Annotated in this window: 16 protein-coding genes; 7 read left to right on the top strand and 9 right to left on the bottom strand. The window is 37.6% G+C overall.

All coding sequences use genetic code 11. The features are described from left to right. Nucleotides 1-51: 51 nt before the first annotated feature. Together D1B31_RS01935 and D1B31_RS01930 are read right to left on the bottom strand one after the other, a co-directional pair. A complete protein-coding gene (locus D1B31_RS01935) occupies nucleotides 52-2,637 on the bottom strand; it encodes a hypothetical protein (protein ID WP_118919054.1) in 2,586 nt (861 codons plus the stop codon). A gap of 649 nt (nucleotides 2,638-3,286) precedes the next feature. Further along, a complete protein-coding gene (locus D1B31_RS01930; protein WP_118919053.1) occupies nucleotides 3,287-4,516 on the bottom strand; it encodes a M14 family zinc carboxypeptidase in 1,230 nt (409 codons plus the stop codon). Between the two features lie 327 nt (nucleotides 4,517-4,843). On the opposite strand from D1B31_RS01930, the gene D1B31_RS01925 reads away from it, so the two are divergent. Next, nucleotides 4,844-5,914 (top strand): sulfite oxidase, encoded by a 1,071-nt coding sequence (locus D1B31_RS01925; RefSeq protein ID WP_118919052.1) that lies wholly within the window; start codon nucleotides 4,844-4,846, stop codon nucleotides 5,912-5,914. 40 nt (nucleotides 5,915-5,954) lie between these two features. Here D1B31_RS01925 and D1B31_RS01920 read toward each other — a convergent pair whose 3' ends face one another. Then, complete coding sequence (locus D1B31_RS01920; RefSeq protein ID WP_118919051.1) at nucleotides 5,955-6,716, bottom strand: SDR family NAD(P)-dependent oxidoreductase; 762 nt, start codon at nucleotides 6,714-6,716, stop codon at nucleotides 5,955-5,957. A 247-nt stretch (nucleotides 6,717-6,963) separates the two neighbouring features. Between D1B31_RS01920 and D1B31_RS01915 the strand changes: the two genes are divergently transcribed. Beyond that, nucleotides 6,964-7,335, top strand: coding sequence for a VOC family protein (locus tag D1B31_RS01915; protein WP_118919050.1), 372 nt, complete (start codon nucleotides 6,964-6,966; stop codon nucleotides 7,333-7,335). Between the two features lie 176 nt (nucleotides 7,336-7,511). On the opposite strand, the gene D1B31_RS01910 is transcribed toward D1B31_RS01915, so the two are convergent. Continuing rightward, nucleotides 7,512-8,744 carry an NAD(P)/FAD-dependent oxidoreductase gene (locus tag D1B31_RS01910; RefSeq protein WP_118919049.1) on the bottom strand — a complete coding sequence of 411 codons (1,233 nt, stop codon included), beginning with the start codon at nucleotides 8,742-8,744 and terminating at the stop codon, nucleotides 7,512-7,514. Between the two features lie 376 nt (nucleotides 8,745-9,120). Here D1B31_RS01910 and D1B31_RS01905 point away from each other — a divergent pair, with 376 nt between their 5' ends. Then, on the top strand, nucleotides 9,121-9,432 hold the full coding sequence (locus D1B31_RS01905) for a hypothetical protein (RefSeq protein WP_118919048.1): 312 nt from the start codon (nucleotides 9,121-9,123) through the stop codon (nucleotides 9,430-9,432). A 59-nt stretch (nucleotides 9,433-9,491) separates the two neighbouring features. On the opposite strand, the gene D1B31_RS01900 is transcribed toward D1B31_RS01905, so the two are convergent. After that, nucleotides 9,492-10,454 (bottom strand): helix-turn-helix transcriptional regulator, encoded by a 963-nt coding sequence (locus D1B31_RS01900; protein WP_118919047.1) that lies wholly within the window; start codon nucleotides 10,452-10,454, stop codon nucleotides 9,492-9,494. Nucleotides 10,455-10,563: 109 nt separating this feature from the next. Between D1B31_RS01900 and D1B31_RS01895 the strand changes: the two genes are divergently transcribed. From D1B31_RS01895 to D1B31_RS01885, 3 genes are all read left to right on the top strand, one after another. After that, nucleotides 10,564-11,043, top strand: a complete 480-nt coding sequence (locus D1B31_RS01895) for a GyrI-like domain-containing protein (RefSeq protein WP_118919046.1) — start codon at nucleotides 10,564-10,566, stop codon at nucleotides 11,041-11,043. A gap of 163 nt (nucleotides 11,044-11,206) precedes the next feature. Next, the gene (locus tag D1B31_RS01890) at nucleotides 11,207-11,671 is read left to right on the top strand and encodes a phage tail protein (RefSeq protein WP_118919045.1); all 465 of its coding nucleotides are present in this window, start codon (nucleotides 11,207-11,209) and stop codon (nucleotides 11,669-11,671) included. A gap of 174 nt (nucleotides 11,672-11,845) precedes the next feature. Further along, nucleotides 11,846-12,535: a phosphatase PAP2 family protein gene (locus D1B31_RS01885; RefSeq protein WP_240035118.1), complete on the top strand. Its 690-nt coding sequence runs from the start codon at nucleotides 11,846-11,848 to the stop codon at nucleotides 12,533-12,535. A gap of 109 nt (nucleotides 12,536-12,644) precedes the next feature. Here D1B31_RS01885 and D1B31_RS01880 read toward each other — a convergent pair whose 3' ends face one another. Continuing rightward, nucleotides 12,645-13,073: a VOC family protein gene (locus D1B31_RS01880; RefSeq protein WP_118919043.1), complete on the bottom strand. Its 429-nt coding sequence runs from the start codon at nucleotides 13,071-13,073 to the stop codon at nucleotides 12,645-12,647. 445 nt (nucleotides 13,074-13,518) lie between these two features. On the opposite strand from D1B31_RS01880, the gene D1B31_RS01875 reads away from it, so the two are divergent. Next, nucleotides 13,519-15,207: a GMC family oxidoreductase gene (locus D1B31_RS01875; protein ID WP_118919042.1), complete on the top strand. Its 1,689-nt coding sequence runs from the start codon at nucleotides 13,519-13,521 to the stop codon at nucleotides 15,205-15,207. 304 nt (nucleotides 15,208-15,511) lie between these two features. Here the strand turns inward: D1B31_RS01875 and D1B31_RS01870 are convergent, their stop codons facing one another. The 3 genes from D1B31_RS01870 to D1B31_RS01855 form a co-directional block, all read right to left on the bottom strand. Further along, complete coding sequence (locus D1B31_RS01870) at nucleotides 15,512-16,099, bottom strand: hypothetical protein (protein WP_118919041.1); 588 nt, start codon at nucleotides 16,097-16,099, stop codon at nucleotides 15,512-15,514. 104 nt (nucleotides 16,100-16,203) lie between these two features. Further along, nucleotides 16,204-16,839, bottom strand: a complete 636-nt coding sequence (locus D1B31_RS01865) for a DUF4304 domain-containing protein (protein ID WP_118919040.1) — start codon at nucleotides 16,837-16,839, stop codon at nucleotides 16,204-16,206. Between the two features lie 644 nt (nucleotides 16,840-17,483). Then, nucleotides 17,484-18,008, bottom strand: coding sequence for a GNAT family N-acetyltransferase (locus tag D1B31_RS01855; RefSeq protein ID WP_118919038.1), 525 nt, complete (start codon nucleotides 18,006-18,008; stop codon nucleotides 17,484-17,486). Nucleotides 18,009-18,091 lie beyond the last annotated feature (83 nt).

Raw genomic sequence — 18,091 nt, 5'->3', positions numbered from 1 at the left:
TAGTGAATGTATACACTTACTACGTCTACAAACACAAACAGTTTTTTTGATTTATTTTAATATAGACACTTCATTTAAGTTAGTTGCTTTAAGAGCATCTTCAGTTAATTCTCTCATGTCAAGCGGAGTTTGTTCCATTAAACCATGATGTAAAAGTCTTTTAAATGCAACCTCAACTTCTTCATTGGTAAGTTCATCGGTATCTTTATTAATTAGGCTTATAAGCGTCTTTTTAAAATAATTAGGTTTGTTCTCTATATCTTTAAAATTTAAAAGATACATTTCATAAATCTTAATTAATGTTTCTAGTTTAATCAGCTTTACTCTTGATTTAATTTTTTCTGTCCTCAAATGATTATTCATTGTTTCTATTTTTTTGATATTTACTTTGTTAGATATTATCAAGTGAGCAGTAATATCTCCACCATTCAAATAATCCTTTAGAAAATCTGATCTGGACATGTTCCTTAAATACTGGGCAGCTTTTCTATGCTCTCCAATATCCAACGGGTAACCTTTATCATTTCCATTCCACTTGCAATCATAGGTATAGGCATTTCGGTCCTCTTCTCCATGCAGTTTATAACTAAGAGTAAAAGCACCTTCGGGTACAACTTTCCCGCTGTATCTGGCTCCCCATGCAACAGAGTTTTTGGTAATATCCTTTATCATAGCAAACACATCATCTTCTAATTCCTTATCTGTATACTCTTCATTCTTTTCAAGCACATCTATAAGAGTTTTAAATGCTTCCATTCCTGATTTTGCAACTGATTGTTTGCTTCTTACTAAAAACTCGTTGTTGATTTCGTCCATAAAGCTAGCGAATTGATCCTGATTTTTCATGACATAAAAATAACCAAAATTTTTAGTAATAATACAATTCTCATTATATCTATTCCTATTTATTTCATTAGAACCAACATAGATGATTACTGTTGGTGTAACCATTCGATTAATTCGGTTTATCACTTTCTGCGTTAATTGTTTGAAAGTAATAAAAAATCTTACTTCTTCTCCGTTATCTTCATTCGTTAATACTAAAAAAGTGTGTTTCTCTCCTTGAATCGTAATATTACTTTCTCTAGGTTCAGTCCAAGGGAAGTTTACTAATTCTTTTAATTTCTTCGCAATAAAGGATAATACCTTTCCTTTATTGGCTGTGAGAACTTCATTTGATTTAACTCTTAACTTCACTTCACATTCATTACACTCTTCTGTTCCATTCTCAAATTCACTTTTACAATAAGGACAAAAGGTTGTATCCACAATGGTTTTTATTAATAGCTCTTCATTCAAAAGTTCTTTATACTTTTCACTTGTTACTAGATCAAGTGTTTCTTCCCTATTGAGACCCATCAGATAATCAACTTTTTCTTCCAGTCCCCCGCTGAAATATATATTTGAAATTGGTTGATTCAACGGAATACCAAATTTTACCTTGAATTTTTCTCCAACCTCTTTCTTTACAGTTTCATCTAAACTACTGTCATCTAGTGAAAAAATAACATCACCTGAATCCAGCGAATTAGTTCTTATCAACCTCGATGTAGTACTTGTTTTTAATCTAATAGATTTGATATCTTTTAAATCCCCTAAATCAACTACACCCTTTAAATGAGCGTCATGTACAGCTTCCATGACATCATCATTGTCTAACTCAAAGTGTATTAAGGGAGATTTAGGCAAAATACTCTTTGTAAACGTAAGTGCAGAGATAATAAGGTCTTCACCCTTTATTTTCTCTTGTTTTTCCTGCCCACCCCCTAAAAATGAGTTCTTTAAATCTTTTGAATCATAGTCCATAAAAGGCTTTTTTATTACTTCCTCTGAAGAACCCAAAAAGTTTGATTCTAAATAGTCTAAAACTGCTTTTTTTTCTTTTACAGTATAGTCTCTTATTTCTAAAAGTTTTTTATCAGTGCTAATTGAAAACAATAATGATTTCACTTCACGATTCCTAATTGGCTGTTGTTCAAAATCCGGAACTGTTTTATCATTAACTTTCTTATAAATCTGAAAGATTATCTCTTTGTTAATAATGGAATAGGCATATACTTTGTAATAGTTTGCTTTGCCTGAAGCCTCATATAAACTATCACAAAGAGTATCTCTGAATCCTTTTTCGGTTGCTATTTTTAATAGGTTTTCAAGCTTGGGAGATTTAGTATAGGTATACATCGTGTCAGTAGATCTCGACCTCCAGTAATGGTAGGTGACAACATCAAATAACAGGGAGTTTGCTTGGTTGTAAATAGACCATAATAGAGCTAACTCAGTATTATATTCAATACTTGTTGTTTTCATTTGAATATACTCTTGAATCGTCTTCTTTTTCCTCAAGGTATATTCTTTAAGTAGTAAAAAAAATTTTTTCTGCTCAATCGATATATCTTTATTTATTAATTCATTGGCAGAATCAACTCTATTATCATTGCCCAAGAAAAATCCACTTAACTCTATGACTTCAGCCTTTTTTAACCTTTTTATCTCATCCTCAAAACTTTTATCTATATTTCTAAATTTTGTTTCATTTAGAAAATCAACATTTAAACCTACTTCTTTCCAAAAATTCTCAAAGTTTACTTCATCTAATTTCCGATATTCAACATTTTTAACTTTGTAATCAGTTTTCACTTAATCACCCTTAATGAAGAAAATTAGAATTCCAATAATAAACCCAAAATTCAAACTATGACATTTAATTACAAAAATAGATACTTATATCATACCCTAGTAGAATAAGGCTTTCAATGTCAAGATAGTGATAATAAGTTTATATACTTGATTTGTTTTTCTCTTGTAATAACAACTTTGATTTTAAATTCTATGGTATTATCTTTTATCAATGTTGTATTTGTTTAGTAAAATAGAACAACCTCGATTACAAGAACAGATAGACGATTCTTAGCACCACCCTGTTTTTCTTGTCTCACAGTAATGTATTGTAAAAAAATAAAGGGTAGACTGACAGTCCTAATCTTATGAATGGACTGTATCGAAGAATGGTGAATATGTGACCTTATCATAAGTCACCAATTCAACTGACCGAACCCAGCCTCCTATCCTTTTTTGGAATAGAAAAGGTTATGGATATCATGCGATGGATCAAATCAAGATTAAGGTGTAATGGCAGGAAACTTTCTCCTGCCAATGTTCTGTTATCCGTACAGCTTGTGGTGAATGCGACAAGATAATGAAGAGGCTGTCCCAAAAGTAACTTTTGGGACAGCCTCTGTTAAGTGGGTAGCCCTGATAATCGAAGTTTACCCCTTTTTAAAAATAATCATTGGTGTGGATTTCTGATACGTGGGCCAGCTGGCATGATTTCTGTATCATAAATAGTTGGATCCACCTGATATACTTCTCCAGTTACAAACGCCTTTAACGTCTCGTATAACCCATCGTAAACCAGCTTCACAAACATTCCATTAGCTTTTTGCCCAGTATCGTAAATGGATCCTCCTCGTAGTTCATAAAGCATGATGGCCGCGCCGTTTAATGTAAATGCGCCAAGCGCTGTGCCAGGGAGATTGACAGCACCATACTTTGTAATGTTCGTTTGAGGAGAATTTCCTTTCTGAGTAAGTTTTTTATAAACAAGACTATTTACTTGCTTAGATAATTTTTCAACCTCGGGATCTAAGGGATAATTATTACCATCCAAGTCCGTATACCCTTTTCCACTCATAACTTCTGCCAGTATCTGCAAGGAGTTCATTCCATTATCTTCTTTACTCTGAGCGTAAGTAGGATACTGATGGTGAAGATCAATGAACAGCTTAGGCTTTAGCTCCTTAAACAGAGAAACTGACGCATGAGTTTCAGGTGCTACCATAAAGCCAGCCTGGGAACTTGCTCCCCTATAGGTTGAAGTAGGTTTGTGATTTGATTGTGAATTTAGCTTAAAATCAAGGTTTGGATGATAGTCTCGGTTTAGATCAAAACCATTAATACCGTATCTTTGACCGTAGTAGTGTGGTGCTAAGGTATTTGCTGGGAGGCTCCAGCCCTCAGGGTTCCAATTTTGTGCATTGAGGCGCTGTGGCCATCTTTCACCGTCCACTTCAAACATAACCCCATCAGGATTTAACATTGGAACTACATAAATTGTTAATTTATCCAGCATTTCTACTACTTCTTTATTCCCGCTGTTCGCCAAAGTCTTTATCAATTCAATAGTCGAAATAATATGTGCTTCCTCGTCTCCATGAATGGCTGATTGAATCATAATGCCAGTTTTGCTAGCACTTGGTTCCCCGAATTTAGCAACATAGATTGGTCTATTTTTATTTGAATAACCAGCAACCTCTAACTTCATACGTCCTTTTGAACGAGCCTCGATTTTTTCAAGTTCTTTCCCAAGCTCTTCAATAGTCGTAAATGCTTCCAATTTTACTGTTTGATTAGGTTGTACCCATGGACCATTTGGTGTTGATTGAGGTTCAGCTGAAGCAAAACTAGTAAAGAAAACGAGGCACATGCATACGGTGAGTAAGATAGATAACTTTTTCAAATTTCAATCCCTCCATTTTTTCCGTAAAATGTGTGTAAATGAATATTCCTTTTAATTCTTCCTCCTCCTACTATGTAGTTTTATAGAATTACAAGACCTTTAAGGTCCTAATTATTATAACATTATCTTTTAGAAAATTCAGAATAATGGGATGGTTGTCTTAATAACTTTTCGACAGTAGCAACACTACTTCGACATCCTATATCGCAGAATATCCTATTGCGGAATCAGAGATTTTCAGAGTCAGACTAATTCATACTTAAACATCTAATTAGAACGCATTGTTCATAAACATACAATATGAACCTATCTAATCAGGAGGGAGTTATGGACCGTATAAACCAACCTAAAGTGAAGCCATATTTACTGACGCGCAGTTTGTCTCCAGAAAATCAGGAGACGCCCATTCAATTTATTGATGCTGACATGATCCCGGATAAATTATTTTATAGGCGGAATCACTTTTCTTATCCAGCTTTTTCTTACTCAAATTATTTTCTCCCGATTAATGGGAGTGTTTCTAAGCCAATCGTCCTTTCCATGCAGGAGATTCTTGAATTCCCTTCAAAAACAATCCAGATTGTCCTTGAATGTTCAGGTGATAAACGCAGCTTTTTCGAACCTAAATTATTTGGGGAACAATGGGAAAAAGGAGCGATTAGCCAGGGCTATTGGAGCGGCGTTCCATTAAGGACCCTGCTTGAACGCTCTGGACTAAGTGAAGGAGCAAAAGAAGTTGTTGTGGAAGGATATGATTTTGGAGAAAGAACCGATTTAGATAAGGTTTTTACTTTTGCCAGGAGTTTGCCAATTGAGAAGGCACTCCACCCTGACACAATCATTGCATATGAATACAATGGCAAGCCGATTCCGTTTAAGCATGGGTATCCACTGAGATTGATTGTTCCACAGTGGTATGCCATGGCCTCCGTTAAATGGATCAAGCAAATTCGTGTGATTGATTCACATTTTACAGGTCCCTTTCAGGCAATCGATTATGTGTATTACCCACATAAAGAAACGGATCAAGAAGCCTTTCCTGTTACGACGGTAAATGTAAACTCGACGATTCAAAAGCCTTTGGATATGGATATTTTAAATACCGGCATGCATGAAATTAAAGGGATTGCCTGGACAGGCCAAGGAGTTATTTCAAAAGTAGAAATAAGTATAGACGGCGGGACCACTTGGCTGACTGCAAAATTGGAGCCTAGTAAAAATAATGGTTACGCCTGGCAATCCTGGTCTTATGAATGGACTGTATCGAAGAAAGGTGAATATGTGATTTTGTCAAAAGCCACCGATTCAACTGGCCGTCCCCAGCCAACTGACCCTTTTTGGAATAGGAAGGGGTATGGGTATAATGCGATTGATCATGTCAAGGTTAAAGTGGAATAGCTGGAAAAGTTGAAGACCAGCCCGTTGCAGGCTGGTCTTCTTAAAAATTCATTCTGGATTGGCCGCCGTCTACATTGATACTGGCGCCGACAATCCACGATGCTTTTTCGGAAGCGAGGAATACGGCAACATTGGCGACTTCTTCAGGGGTGCCGAAGCGGCCGGCTGGTATTTCTCTCTTAACGAAATCTTTTATGCCTTCCGGGTCAGCCTCAAGGCGTTTTTTCCAATTACCTGTTTCATGCAGGATGCTGCCTGGTGCGATGCTATTTACCCTGATCCCATTCGAAATCACCTCGTCTGCCAGTGACTTCGTAAAGCTGATCAAGGCAGATTTCGCATTATTATATGTAACCTTCCCTCCACTTTCCCTGCCGAAAACGGATGTAATATTAATGATCGAACCTGTCTGTTGCTTTTTCATATGCTCTACAGCTAGCTTACTTAGATGGACAGCTGAAAAGTAATTCAACTCCATTGCCTCGTAGAATAACTCCATGTCTGTTTCTGCCGCTGATCCGCCATTGCTACCGCCTGCATTATTGATCAGGACATCAATCGTGCCGTATTTTTCAACAAACGAATGGATCAGGTTCTCCCGTTCCACCTGAGTGGTGACATCTGCTTGCAAAATGGCCACCCTGCCTCCGAGTTCTTCCTTTGTCTTTTCCAGCGCGTCCAGTCCCCGGGCCGAAATGGCTACATTTGCCCCTTCCGCCACGAATGCCTCCGCAATGGCTTTTCCGATTCCCTTCGAGCCGCCAGTGATGAGTACGTTTTTTCCGTGCAAGTGTAAATCCATCCTCATGACTCCTTTTCAATTAAAACTAGATTCATTATACCCCTTTCAAAATGATAAGGCACATAGTGAGAATGCCATCGACATTTCCATCTTGTTATAACAGATAGCGAGTTAAAGGGATTCATCATCCGAATAATAGGAAGTTTATTGTTCTATTAAAGGGCAGGTTAATTCAATAATCGGAAGGAAAATGGTATATAGAAAGGGAACTATTTGATATACCGGAGTAAATAAAGGAGAGAAGGCTATGAGTAAATCATTTATTGAACAAGTACATTATATTAGAATTCCTGTAAAAGATTTAGAACTGTCTGCACAATGGTATAGAGATGTATTAGGGCTCCAGTTACTAAATAATACTGAGGAACTTGCAATTTTAAAAGTAAATGAAGGACCATTCTTACTTATCTTAGTTCCTACCGAAGATAAAACATTTGCACATTTTACAATTGATAATGAACAAGAATTTAGCATTGGCTTTACAAGTCCAGAATTATCTAAATTTCATCAACACTTAATTGATAATCAGGTTAAGGTCGAGGATATAAAAGAAGATAATGGCCATGCCTTTTTCCACTTTTATGACCCGAATGGTAATAAACTTCAAGTACACTGGTAAGATTATAATAAATAAATTACCATATTTCATTAACGGGTGCTTTAACGGAATAAGAACGGGAACGTCCAAATTAGACGTTCCCATATTTTTTGCCTAAAAAACAACAATACTATTTAACAAAGCCTATTTTAAATATAGGAACCTCATCATGACCTTATTAATCAAATAACTTTTGTTTAAGAGAGATTGCTCATAATCTTCATGAGCTCCCTCTCAAAATCAGCAGGTTCATTCGCATAATTATAGATTCCCAGGAATTTTTCAATTACTGAAGGATGAGAGCTGATCAGCTTGTTAACGGCATCCTGTTGTTCTGTTATTGGGTCATTTTTTGAAATCTCGCACCCCATGTAAAAACGGACCATGAATTCAGCTTCAATTGCCTGCTGGTACTCGTCGGCAATTTGGTCCCACTGCCCATTCTTATGCCTGTTTCTTTTTAAAACATCGGCAAGGATTTTGGCTCCGTAAATGGCATCATGAATTCCCTGGGCCACTGCCGGATCCTTAAAGCAGATTGCATCCCCAACTAACGCCCAGCCCCTACCCATTCCCTTATACCAGTAATTCTCGTATCCTAGCAATCCTTTCATTGGTTCGACCAGCTTTGCTGCACTTAGCCGCAATGAAAGGGTTGTATTGGGGAATTGTTCTATTAGCAACAGCCGAAGGGCAGCTTCAGGGCTTCTCTTAAACTCTTCCATCAAGGTTTTATTCTCCAAAGGAAAGTTTGCAGTTACGACATAGGTGTCATCATTGGTCGGAAACAGGATTACCATGTTTTCCCGTCTTTTATAAACCTCAAATTTAGGATTACCGTCATGTTGGAAGTTGGAAAAGCAACCAAAATAAATGGCTAAAGTTGATGGGCTGCTGATTTTCTGTTCGCTGTTCGCCAGCTTCCGGACCAATGAGTTTCTTCCATCCGCTCCGACAACCAAAGAAGCCCTGAATTCCTCCACCTCTCCTGAAGCGTCTACCCCTTTTACCCCGGTAACCGCATCTCCTTCACTTAGGAGATCGGTAACACGGAACCGCTCCCTTACGGTAACATTCTGTTCAGATTTGGCCCGTCTTAAAAGGAAATCATCCAAATACGTCCGGCGGATACAATAGGCTGTGTCCTCACCATCAACCACCGGAATTGGTTCCTCAATCACCGTATCTTCAAATTGAAACTTGATTGCCCTTACCGGTGTAACATTGGTTGTTAGTACTTCCTCCATCACACCGAGCTCTCTCAGCAAAGCAACCGTATTGTTAAAAAACGTATTCGTCGATAATGTGTCACTCGGAAATGTGGCTCTGTCAACGAGCAGCACCTTAAAGCCGGCCTTTGCCAAATAAATCGCCAATGTGGAGCCTGCTAACCTTGCACCAGTAATGATTGCATCATAGGTCCTTTCCACTATCTCACTCCCAGTTCATGATCATTACAAACTATTACATTTAATCATATGGCCTAGCTTGCAAATTATTCATGAGGGATAGTGGTGGAAGAGAAGATTGAGAGGATTCTCTTAGTTCCTTTTCAAGTTAACTCTTTTTAAGCAACAGGGGTAACTCGATGAGAATATAAATCCCAACGCAACGAGCAATTGGCATTTTATGAATGAAGTTGTGTATGAGGGGAGTAAAAAGCCAAACATTCCACAAACAAATTCATACGAAGTATTCTTGGCCTTTGATCCGCCCACTATTTATTAATAGATTAGTTAAAATTTAGTAATCATATGCTAGATAGGCTACTATAAATATATACTTTAAGGTGAAGGAGATTTGTAGATGATCATTCAATGGATAGCCTTATTCATTATTATTTGCTTCTTAGCATTCTCATATTATAAACGATATTCACTTAAGACAAGACTCTCCTTTTTAGGTGCACTTTTTATCCTTTCATTCATTTTGATGCTTCCCGTATTTGGACTTTCGATTCTTACAATTATTGGGCTGTTTTTAACTGAGAAGATATGGCTTTTATTGGCGGCTGTATTATTTATCGAAACAGTGATAAATAAGAAAGGTAGAATAATAAAAACCATTTTTGGAGTTGTTTCCATTGTAATATACCTTTATATCCGAACGGTTATTTAAAAGGTATGCAAGAAATTTATATATCCTGCTCTAATCTTCTGTCGTTTAATTGGTACTATTTATGGCAAGTATGAGTATAGCCTCTCTTGTACACCTTCTAAGACTTCTTTCGACATTTCCCTCAACTTGATATCCCCACCTAGAAAAAGCAGCCAATTGATCATTTCGGCCATTTCTTCTTGATTATTCACATTGACAAAAGTCTTTAGGATGGCTGTGGTTTGGAAAGGATTCGTGTAGGCAATTGAGACTTTTAACGGATGGTATTTTTTGAACTGGGCAATCGCCTTTGGGCCAAGCTCAACGACAAGGTTGATTGCATCTTCCTGACTTCTTAGTTTCTCGTAAATCTTTTTCACAGTTACTCTTTTTTTCTCAGGGTATTGTTCGACATTGGTAAGATGGTCGACAGGAACAATCCTTCGCTTTTCTTCGATTAAGTCAAAGCCTTCAATGAGCCAAAGGTTTTTTTCACGATAAAGGTGCAAAAGAAAAATTGGATAAGACTTTAATTCTTCCTCTTCTTCAATGGTAATCAATAAAACACGATCGACGAGAAGGGTTTGGATGAGTTTTTCTAACATCGGATGCGGGAGGTCCGACATTTCAAGCAGGTCGGGATTATGAGGGTTGGTCCCTTCAAAAAGCAATAGTTGATTTAAAAGAACAAGGTCATCTTGTTGATGTTCAGAAATGAGGCCCAGTAATTTTTCCGCTAACGACTGGCGGCTCTTTAGATAAGGGAGTTGTTGATTTCTTGTGGCCATAAAGGCGATAAAAAGAGCTTTGATCTCGTTATCGGAAAAGCGGACTGTGGGAAGAATAGAGTTATTCATGACAAAATAACCGCCATCCCTGCCGACTTCAGCGACAAGCGGCATCCCCAAAGCTTCAATTTCCCTGATATCTCTCATCGCTGTCGACCGGGAAATGTGAAATTCCCGCATGATTTCAGAAATCGTAAAGTGGGAGCGGTTGTTGATATACCGCATGATTGTATTAATTCGTTCAACTTTTTTCATTGGGACTCCTAAACATGTTCATTTTTTGACATAATTAAAGGTTATCATATATTTATCAAGTGAAGAAAACAACATCATTTGAAAAATGTTAAAAAGGAAGGTTTTAAAAATGGCAGATTATACTCTTGAAGAAAAAGACGGCTTTACGGTTTTAGGGATTGGAACAGAGTTGAAGAGCGATTACACAGACTTTGCTGGGATTACAAAGGAAAAGGCAGACTTTTGGCAGACTGTCAGAGAAGATGGCACGCTTGAAAAGTTAAAAGCCGTAGCCGCCAATGACTACATTTTTACCGTGAACGAAGCGGTGAATAACAAGATGATGCATTATGCCGGCGTCTTGACAGAGAAAACATTGCCGGAAGCAACGAGAGTGATCCAATTCCCTAAAGGGGAATACCTGGTTGTGAAAGGAGAAGCGAATACGGGTGAAGAGTTAAGCAACATGCTTACCGGCATTGCGTTTGGCCAAGTTTTGCCGGAAGTAAAGGATGTTGCTTATGTTGGCGGACCAAATGCCGCGGTTGAGATGGGAGAGCGAAACGGCATGGTTTATGGTGAGTTCTGGATTCCTGTTGTCAGGAAATAAAGTGAAACTTCCATAAGTGGGGGTTTTCCTCATCCCCCACTTATGGTTAGTTGAACTAATCGGACCTTTACGGGCAGTTGATCCCCACCTATCTTATTTGATTCCTCTGAATTTAAGATGGGGGTCTTACTGCCCGTTAAGAGTGGGGAAAGGAGGGTTGAAATTGTCGTTTCTCGTTGATTTCAAAAATGTGTCTACGGTTGGGTTAGAGTCTTCCCCTGTAGTAGAAGCACTCGCCGGTTTACGTGCGAATGAAGCCCGTTACTTTATGAACAAATACAAGCATGAATTTACGGTTGTACCAGCCAGCGAAAGCCAGGAGACTCTTGATTATGTGAACCGGATTTTGAAAGAAGAACGTGATATTGAGTTTGCGGCGAAACCTTTGGAAACGGCTCGTTTTCAGGTGGAAAACATTAATTGGACCTACGTCTTTTATGAGGATGGTCTTTCGGTCAACGTCCTGTATACGATTGATGACCCTAAGAAACGGGCCGTTGGTTTTAAGCTTTCAGAGGGGATGGACGTACCCAAGGAGCTGGAAGGAAAATTCAAGTTTGCCAGGCAAAAGTCCAAACTGGCAGGAACGATTCGTGGCTCGTATTTTGTCATTAAAGGGGAATATTAAAGGAAGGTGCTCTGCTGGCTTTGGCCAAAGGGCGCCTTCCTTTTTCTTTTGATTGGTACTGTTTAAATAGTAACTTAAATGTGTAATTAGATTCTATATGCCTATCCTCCTTATCCCATGTATGAGGGATATTCAGGTAAGTGAGGTATAATAAGAACTCGGACTTTTGCTGAAATGGCACACAATCATAAGAATAGAGGTCTGATGATGAATTTAAAGAAACAACTTTTCATTGCTTTTCTGCTAAGCTTTGTCTCGCTTTTAAGCTTTAGCTTTATGGCTGCACTTGTGAATAAACATAAGCTTATCCATTTTGACCAAAATATCATTCAGTATGTGCAGGGCTTTGAGTCACCGAAGTTAACGGCGATGATGAAACTGTTCTCACTAATCGGCGGAACAATGGCCGTTATGGTGATTTCACTTCTGGCCATTTTTATCCTCTATATAGCATTCAAACATCGGTCGGAGCTTGTGTTGTTTATTGCTGTAATGGTGGGTGCTAATTTTCTTTTCTTATCATTAAAACAGGTCTTTCATAGGGCGCGCCCAGATTTGCATCGTTTAGCGGAGGCAAGCAATTATAGTTTTCCAAGCGGCCATGCCACAATGGCATTTGCCTTATATGGCGCTCTGACATTCCTGCTCTGGCGGCATATTTCCTCGCAAATAGGACGGGTACTCTTAATCATCTTAAGTGCATTTATGATCCTCACGATCGGAATCAGCCGGATTTATCTTGGCGTCCATTATCCAAGTGATATCATGGGAGGATATTTTATTAGTGCGTTTTGGTTAACTTTTGCGATTGGGTTTTATCAGAGATATAAGGAACGACAATACAAACGGAAACTGGCCAGTTAAGAGGGAAGGATTATCCGGAAAGGAAAATAGTAAAGCAAGCAAAAAGGAAGGTGCCTGCTGGCTTTGGCCACTGACACCCTCCTTTTTCATTTATTATACCTGATAAATATTAATAAGCTGTTTCTTCGTTATTTAGATTAAATTGCCAAATAACACCGAATTTATCGGTTACTTGGCCATAAAGCTTTGCCCAGAAGGTTTCTTGAAGCTCCACGCCAACCGTTCCGCCTTCTTTCATTCTGTTAAAAACAGCTTGAAGCTTGTCCGCGTCAAAGCTGTGATAAGCTAGGCTAATGTTATTTCCAACAGTAAAGGGTGCACCAGGAAACGTATCTGAAAACATCACATTGCTTCCATCAATAGTAAGACGAGTATGCATAACTAAATTTTTCGCTTCTTCTGGAAGTGGATATTCAGGATTTGGAGGATTCTCACCAAAAGTCATAATACGCGGTACCTCCGTACCAAAAACCTCAGCGTAAAACTCTACAGCTTCACGACAATTTCCATTAAAGTTTAAATAAACATCAACAGCCATTTCATTCACTCCTTTCTATTCGTTCAAATCAAAAATGTTCCTACTTCATTCTAACCAAAAAAGCCCATAACTGATACTCCCACAGCTAAAGCTGTGGGGTTCTGAATCCATTGCCTTCTTCCTTGCCGGGTCTCCCGCCACCCCTGTAGTTTGTATCCATATAGCACTATCCTCCTGATCCCAACCTTAATCTCCCGGATCACTAGTCCCGAAGACAAGAACAAGTGTTCCCAATTATGTAAGATACCCTAGAACAGATTAATTGTTATTAACAAATCTAGATTATAATTCATAAAATAACAGAAGGTTTTTAATTTTAATGGAGGATACCAAAATCTTATTTGAAATTAAAACACTTATAAGTAAATATTAACGAATAAAACTTTTTGTTGGTTAATATCCCCAATAGTGATATTTGGTATCTTTTTTTGAAAGGGATGATTTAATGGCTAGAATAAGACCATTCGATTATATCGTAATTGGTGCCGGAACAGCAGGAGGCATAATTGCAAAAGAATTATCGGATGACAGAAGAACTTCAGTGCTTGTTCTTGAAGCTGGAACAAATATGACCGAAGAACTAAGCAGTCGTTCTGGAGCAGTATCAGCAGCTTTAGCTAGTGATAATAGGCATTCCTTAAATATCCTTTCTAGACTGGAACCAACAATTGGTCGTCAGCTTCTTTTATCAAACGGAAGAGCCATCGGGGGAAGTTCAGAGCATAATGCAATGTTGGCGGTACGTTGCAGCAGCAACCTATTAGATGAGTGGGCAAATTTGGTCGGTCCCCAGTGGAGTTACAACAATGTCCGTCCTCTATTCATAGAAAACGAGACCTATACAGGTGAAACACAAGAACCCGAAGAACGGGGAACAGAAGGTCCGATTTTCGTTAGACAGCAAATAATTCCCCACACCGGTCTTACTACGATATTAGCAAGGGCTACATCGGATGTTTTAAATATTCCTATTGTTGAAGACTATAATACAGGGATAAGAGATTGTACGTTTTTCAAATCCCAATACACCCAGGAAGAAGTTGATGGCGGGTTCATCCGTTCATCTACTGCAACTGGTTATTTAAATGAACAAATAGTCACACAGGGAAATGAGTTCGACCCTGATGAGATTGGAGTTAATCGGCGGAGATTAGCAATCTTAGCTAAGTCGACCGTCAATAAAATTCTCTTTACTGATCTTGAAGGAATTCCTATTGCCAGGACCGTTGAGTTTGTCAGGGACGGCAGAACACAAAGGGTTTCGGCAAGAAAAGGGATCTTTATTTGCGCGGGAAATTTATCCTCGGTCATTTTACAACGCTCAGGCATCGGAAAATCAGACGATTTGGCTAGGGCAGGAATAAGCACAGTGGTTGAGAGCCCAAATGTCGGTTATAATCTTCAAACCCATTATGCAGTCGGGATCGGAATTGAGGTGGAAACATCACGGATTCAAAGGGTAATGGAAAGTGATCCCGATCAGCCCATTCCGATAGGCGCTTTTAAAAAGGAAGATGGAGCACAAAACCACTCAGGGCGGCGCCTTCAATTATTAGGAAACATAGGACCAAGATTTGTGCCTGGTCCAGATATTACAATCAATAAATGGGAGTTTAATCCTGGTAAACCTACCAATGTAATGAGTATCGGCATCGTCGACCTTAACCCAAGAAGCAAGGGAACCATTTTGGCAGCACACAGCGACCCTGAGGCTCTTCCATCCGTTACCTTTAACCCTTTGGAAGATCCTGATGACTTAAATTATATGATTGATCGATATATTGATACTTTTGAAATAATGAAGAGTGCTCGCAAATTGGATCCACGAGGCGTTTATAGGGTTGTCTACCCACCAGAAAATGTCTTCAATTTAAGGGATGAGCAAGAAAAACGAACCCAACTTGCAGATTATGCCAAAGCCTCCTATACAGCTCTAAATCATTATGGGGGGCAATGCCGGATGGGCACGACTATAGAAGAGGGGGTTGTAGACGGATTCCTGAATGTCTTTGGCACCCAGAACCTTAAAGTCGCTGATTTATCCATCTCCCCCATTATTCCTGACGGTAACACTGCTTTGCCTTGCCAAATGATTGGCCTAAATGCAGTACGATTTATTCGGGAAGACAAATAATTTTAATGTAAATACAAATAGCATACAAAAAAGCACTACTCGTGTTAATCTGTTTTCCCTATGAATAGGCAAGAAATAAAAACACCTAATCCCTGCATTTTAAACTTCATAGTAAGGGTTCCTCCTAAGGTTTGAGTTAGAGTAGTGTCTATACTCATATCTTACTGAGGGATCCTTTTTTTATCAAAGCTCAATAATAACGATCTACAGGAATGCTAACCTTAAACCTTAGTTGAAACACCCTTTAGGTCAAACCAAGAAACTATGTCTTATTCAACATACGCACCCTTTAGTTCAACAAGAATTAACGTTGTAACTCCTTGTCAAATGTTTCAGCGACAAACTCAAAGTCTAAATCGTCATTATTAATATATACGCTTGTCTTAGAAGGATAACCCGTTAATGCAGTAACAATATCTACCTCAACAAGGTTAAAGCTCACTTTGTAAGCCTCCTCAATATCTAGTCCACCAGATATAAAATGTTCTCCGTCACCAAAGGATTTAAAAACAATCACTTTTCCATCTAAATTGTTTTGATCCATCTCGATCCACTCACAGTTTACCAGAGCCTTGAATGTAGGATGTTTCGGAATGCATTCAATGTGATTTATCCCTTTGTAGCATCTTAAAGAAAACATATACGTATGGGTTTCGTTCCAATTAATATCAATCCCATATTTAAAAGCAAAAGTTTTGTAAACCATCTCATAAAATAACGGCATTACAATATCATCCCAAGAGTCATAGGCGAAAGCAGATATAGGTATTAAGTGGGGATACAAACTGACGATAGCTTGTTGAAAATTCATTATGATTGATGTATCAGATATACCTTGCAAAGCCTCATCTGTTTCGTGTTCAAACTCTTTTAAAAGTCGATTATCAATCATAACAGTTCCCCCCAGAAGTTCATTCAAAATTAGTAAAAAAATATCCTTCTTGTGCTAAACTGCCCCGTTTGTTTAATCCTTCTTGGATCAACGCACCCGTTTGTTTAATACGTATCTCTAACAAAATTGGAAAACTTTTTAAATAAAGTAAACCCAAAATCATTTTGTTCTTCAAGAAATTTACTCTTGTACTGAATTATTTTATTTATTTGGTCTGTTTTATTTAAAATCTTCGCTAAACCAACAGTGTTCATTGCTCTTTTAGAATCAATAGCTGTTATTAACCAACTTTCTTTCCCATCGTTCAGGCATCCTTCAAAAGCATTTTCCAAATTAGAAAATTTTTCAATGTAGGGAAACGCTACCTTTTCAATAGTTCTATAAATATTATTTGCAATCAGTTCAATGTCACTTTCACTATTTATTGTCCACCTTTTAGGCTTGCCTTCGGACACATTTCCTAGTTCTGCACCAATACTGAAAGTTTGTTTCTTTTCTTTTGCACTTAATAATGTATTATGTAAATTTTTCATCTCTTCAAGTTCATCAAAACGAATACCAACATCCACAGTTATGTCAAAATCATCATTGTGATTAATAAAAGATAAATGGATGGCTACTTTTCCGAATTCAAATGGTTTCCAAAAGTGTTGTTTTGATGTGTTTTTTCTATAACCAAAAACAGATAAACTTTTATGAAGATGCTCCATTAGTGCTTTCTTTTGGTCCTGTTTATCCATACAAACACCTCCATAAATTAAATTAACATAAAATATGAGCGATAATCCTTCTTAAGCTAAACTGCCCCGTTTGTTTAATAAGGCATTGTACAAAAAGGTTCTAAGATCCTCTCTAATAACAAGCTACGGTATAAAGAACCCGATGAATAAAAATAGGCTTCGTATTTGTATTGCACCACAAAAAGGAACCGCCTATTTAAATGTAATATTTTATATGAGAAAATAAACGATAAAAAAAAGTTACGAAACAAAACATTATTAAAATTGTCCAGGGAATTAATATCCATCTTTTTCGCAAGAACTTTTTAGGCATTACGAATATAGCCACAAAGAAGGTTATTAAAGGATTTAGTATATTACTCCATTCTTTCTCCCCTACTATTACCAAAAACAAGTACACAGTATATACAGCAATCCCAACAATCCCTAAAGGGGAATATAATTTTTTCACTACCTCTTTCATAGCTTTACCCCAATTCTTTTCTTGATTTCTTTCATCAATTGAATCACTTATTGGAAAAAGATTATTAATATTTCCTAGTCCGTTGTGTAACTAACCTCCACCTTTAGCTCAATAAGGAATTCAACAAAAAGGTCCTTTATTCCTTCTTGGAACAAAGCACCCATTAGTTGAAGAAGAAAATTTAAAATATATCACTAATATCTTCCCAACCATAGACAAGTTCGGAAAGTTTCTTCCCTGCAATTTGAACTTCAATCGAATCTATTTTCTTGCCACCAAGTGCTTCATAAAACAAACGAGAAACATTATCTTTCAAAACAAGAACAAGCATTGAGTTTAATCCCATCCCTTTAATTTCGTCTATGATTGGTTTAAGAAGTGCTTTCCCAATACCTTGTCCTTGATATTCTTTTAAAATATAAATTGCATGTAATTCCCCATCAAAGCCATTATATTTACCACTTCGTTCTTTACCCCCTGAAGAAAAACCAACTATTTCGCCTTTATTATTTTCTGCTACATATAATCCGCTATTAGGAAAGTTGTTTTTCCATATTTGTTCCCGACTTTTATACGTTAAATTATTTAAATATTGGTCTGAAACAATATTGGCATATGTGGTTTTCCAACTTTCAACGTGTACATTGGCAATGCCTTTCGTGTCGCTTAAAACTGCTTTCCTAATTTTAATAAACCCATTATCCATTGTTGTTCATCCCTCCATATACCGCATCGTACATTTGCTACACCCTTCTAATTAAACTGCCCCGTATGTTCAATAAGGAATTC

It is taken from the genome of Neobacillus notoginsengisoli (assembly GCF_003515685.1).
Lineage (GTDB): Bacteria > Bacillota > Bacilli > Bacillales > Cytobacillaceae > Bacillus_D > Bacillus_D notoginsengisoli.
Note: the sequence above shows the minus strand (reverse complement) of the source record. Positions and strands in the feature narration are given on the sequence as shown.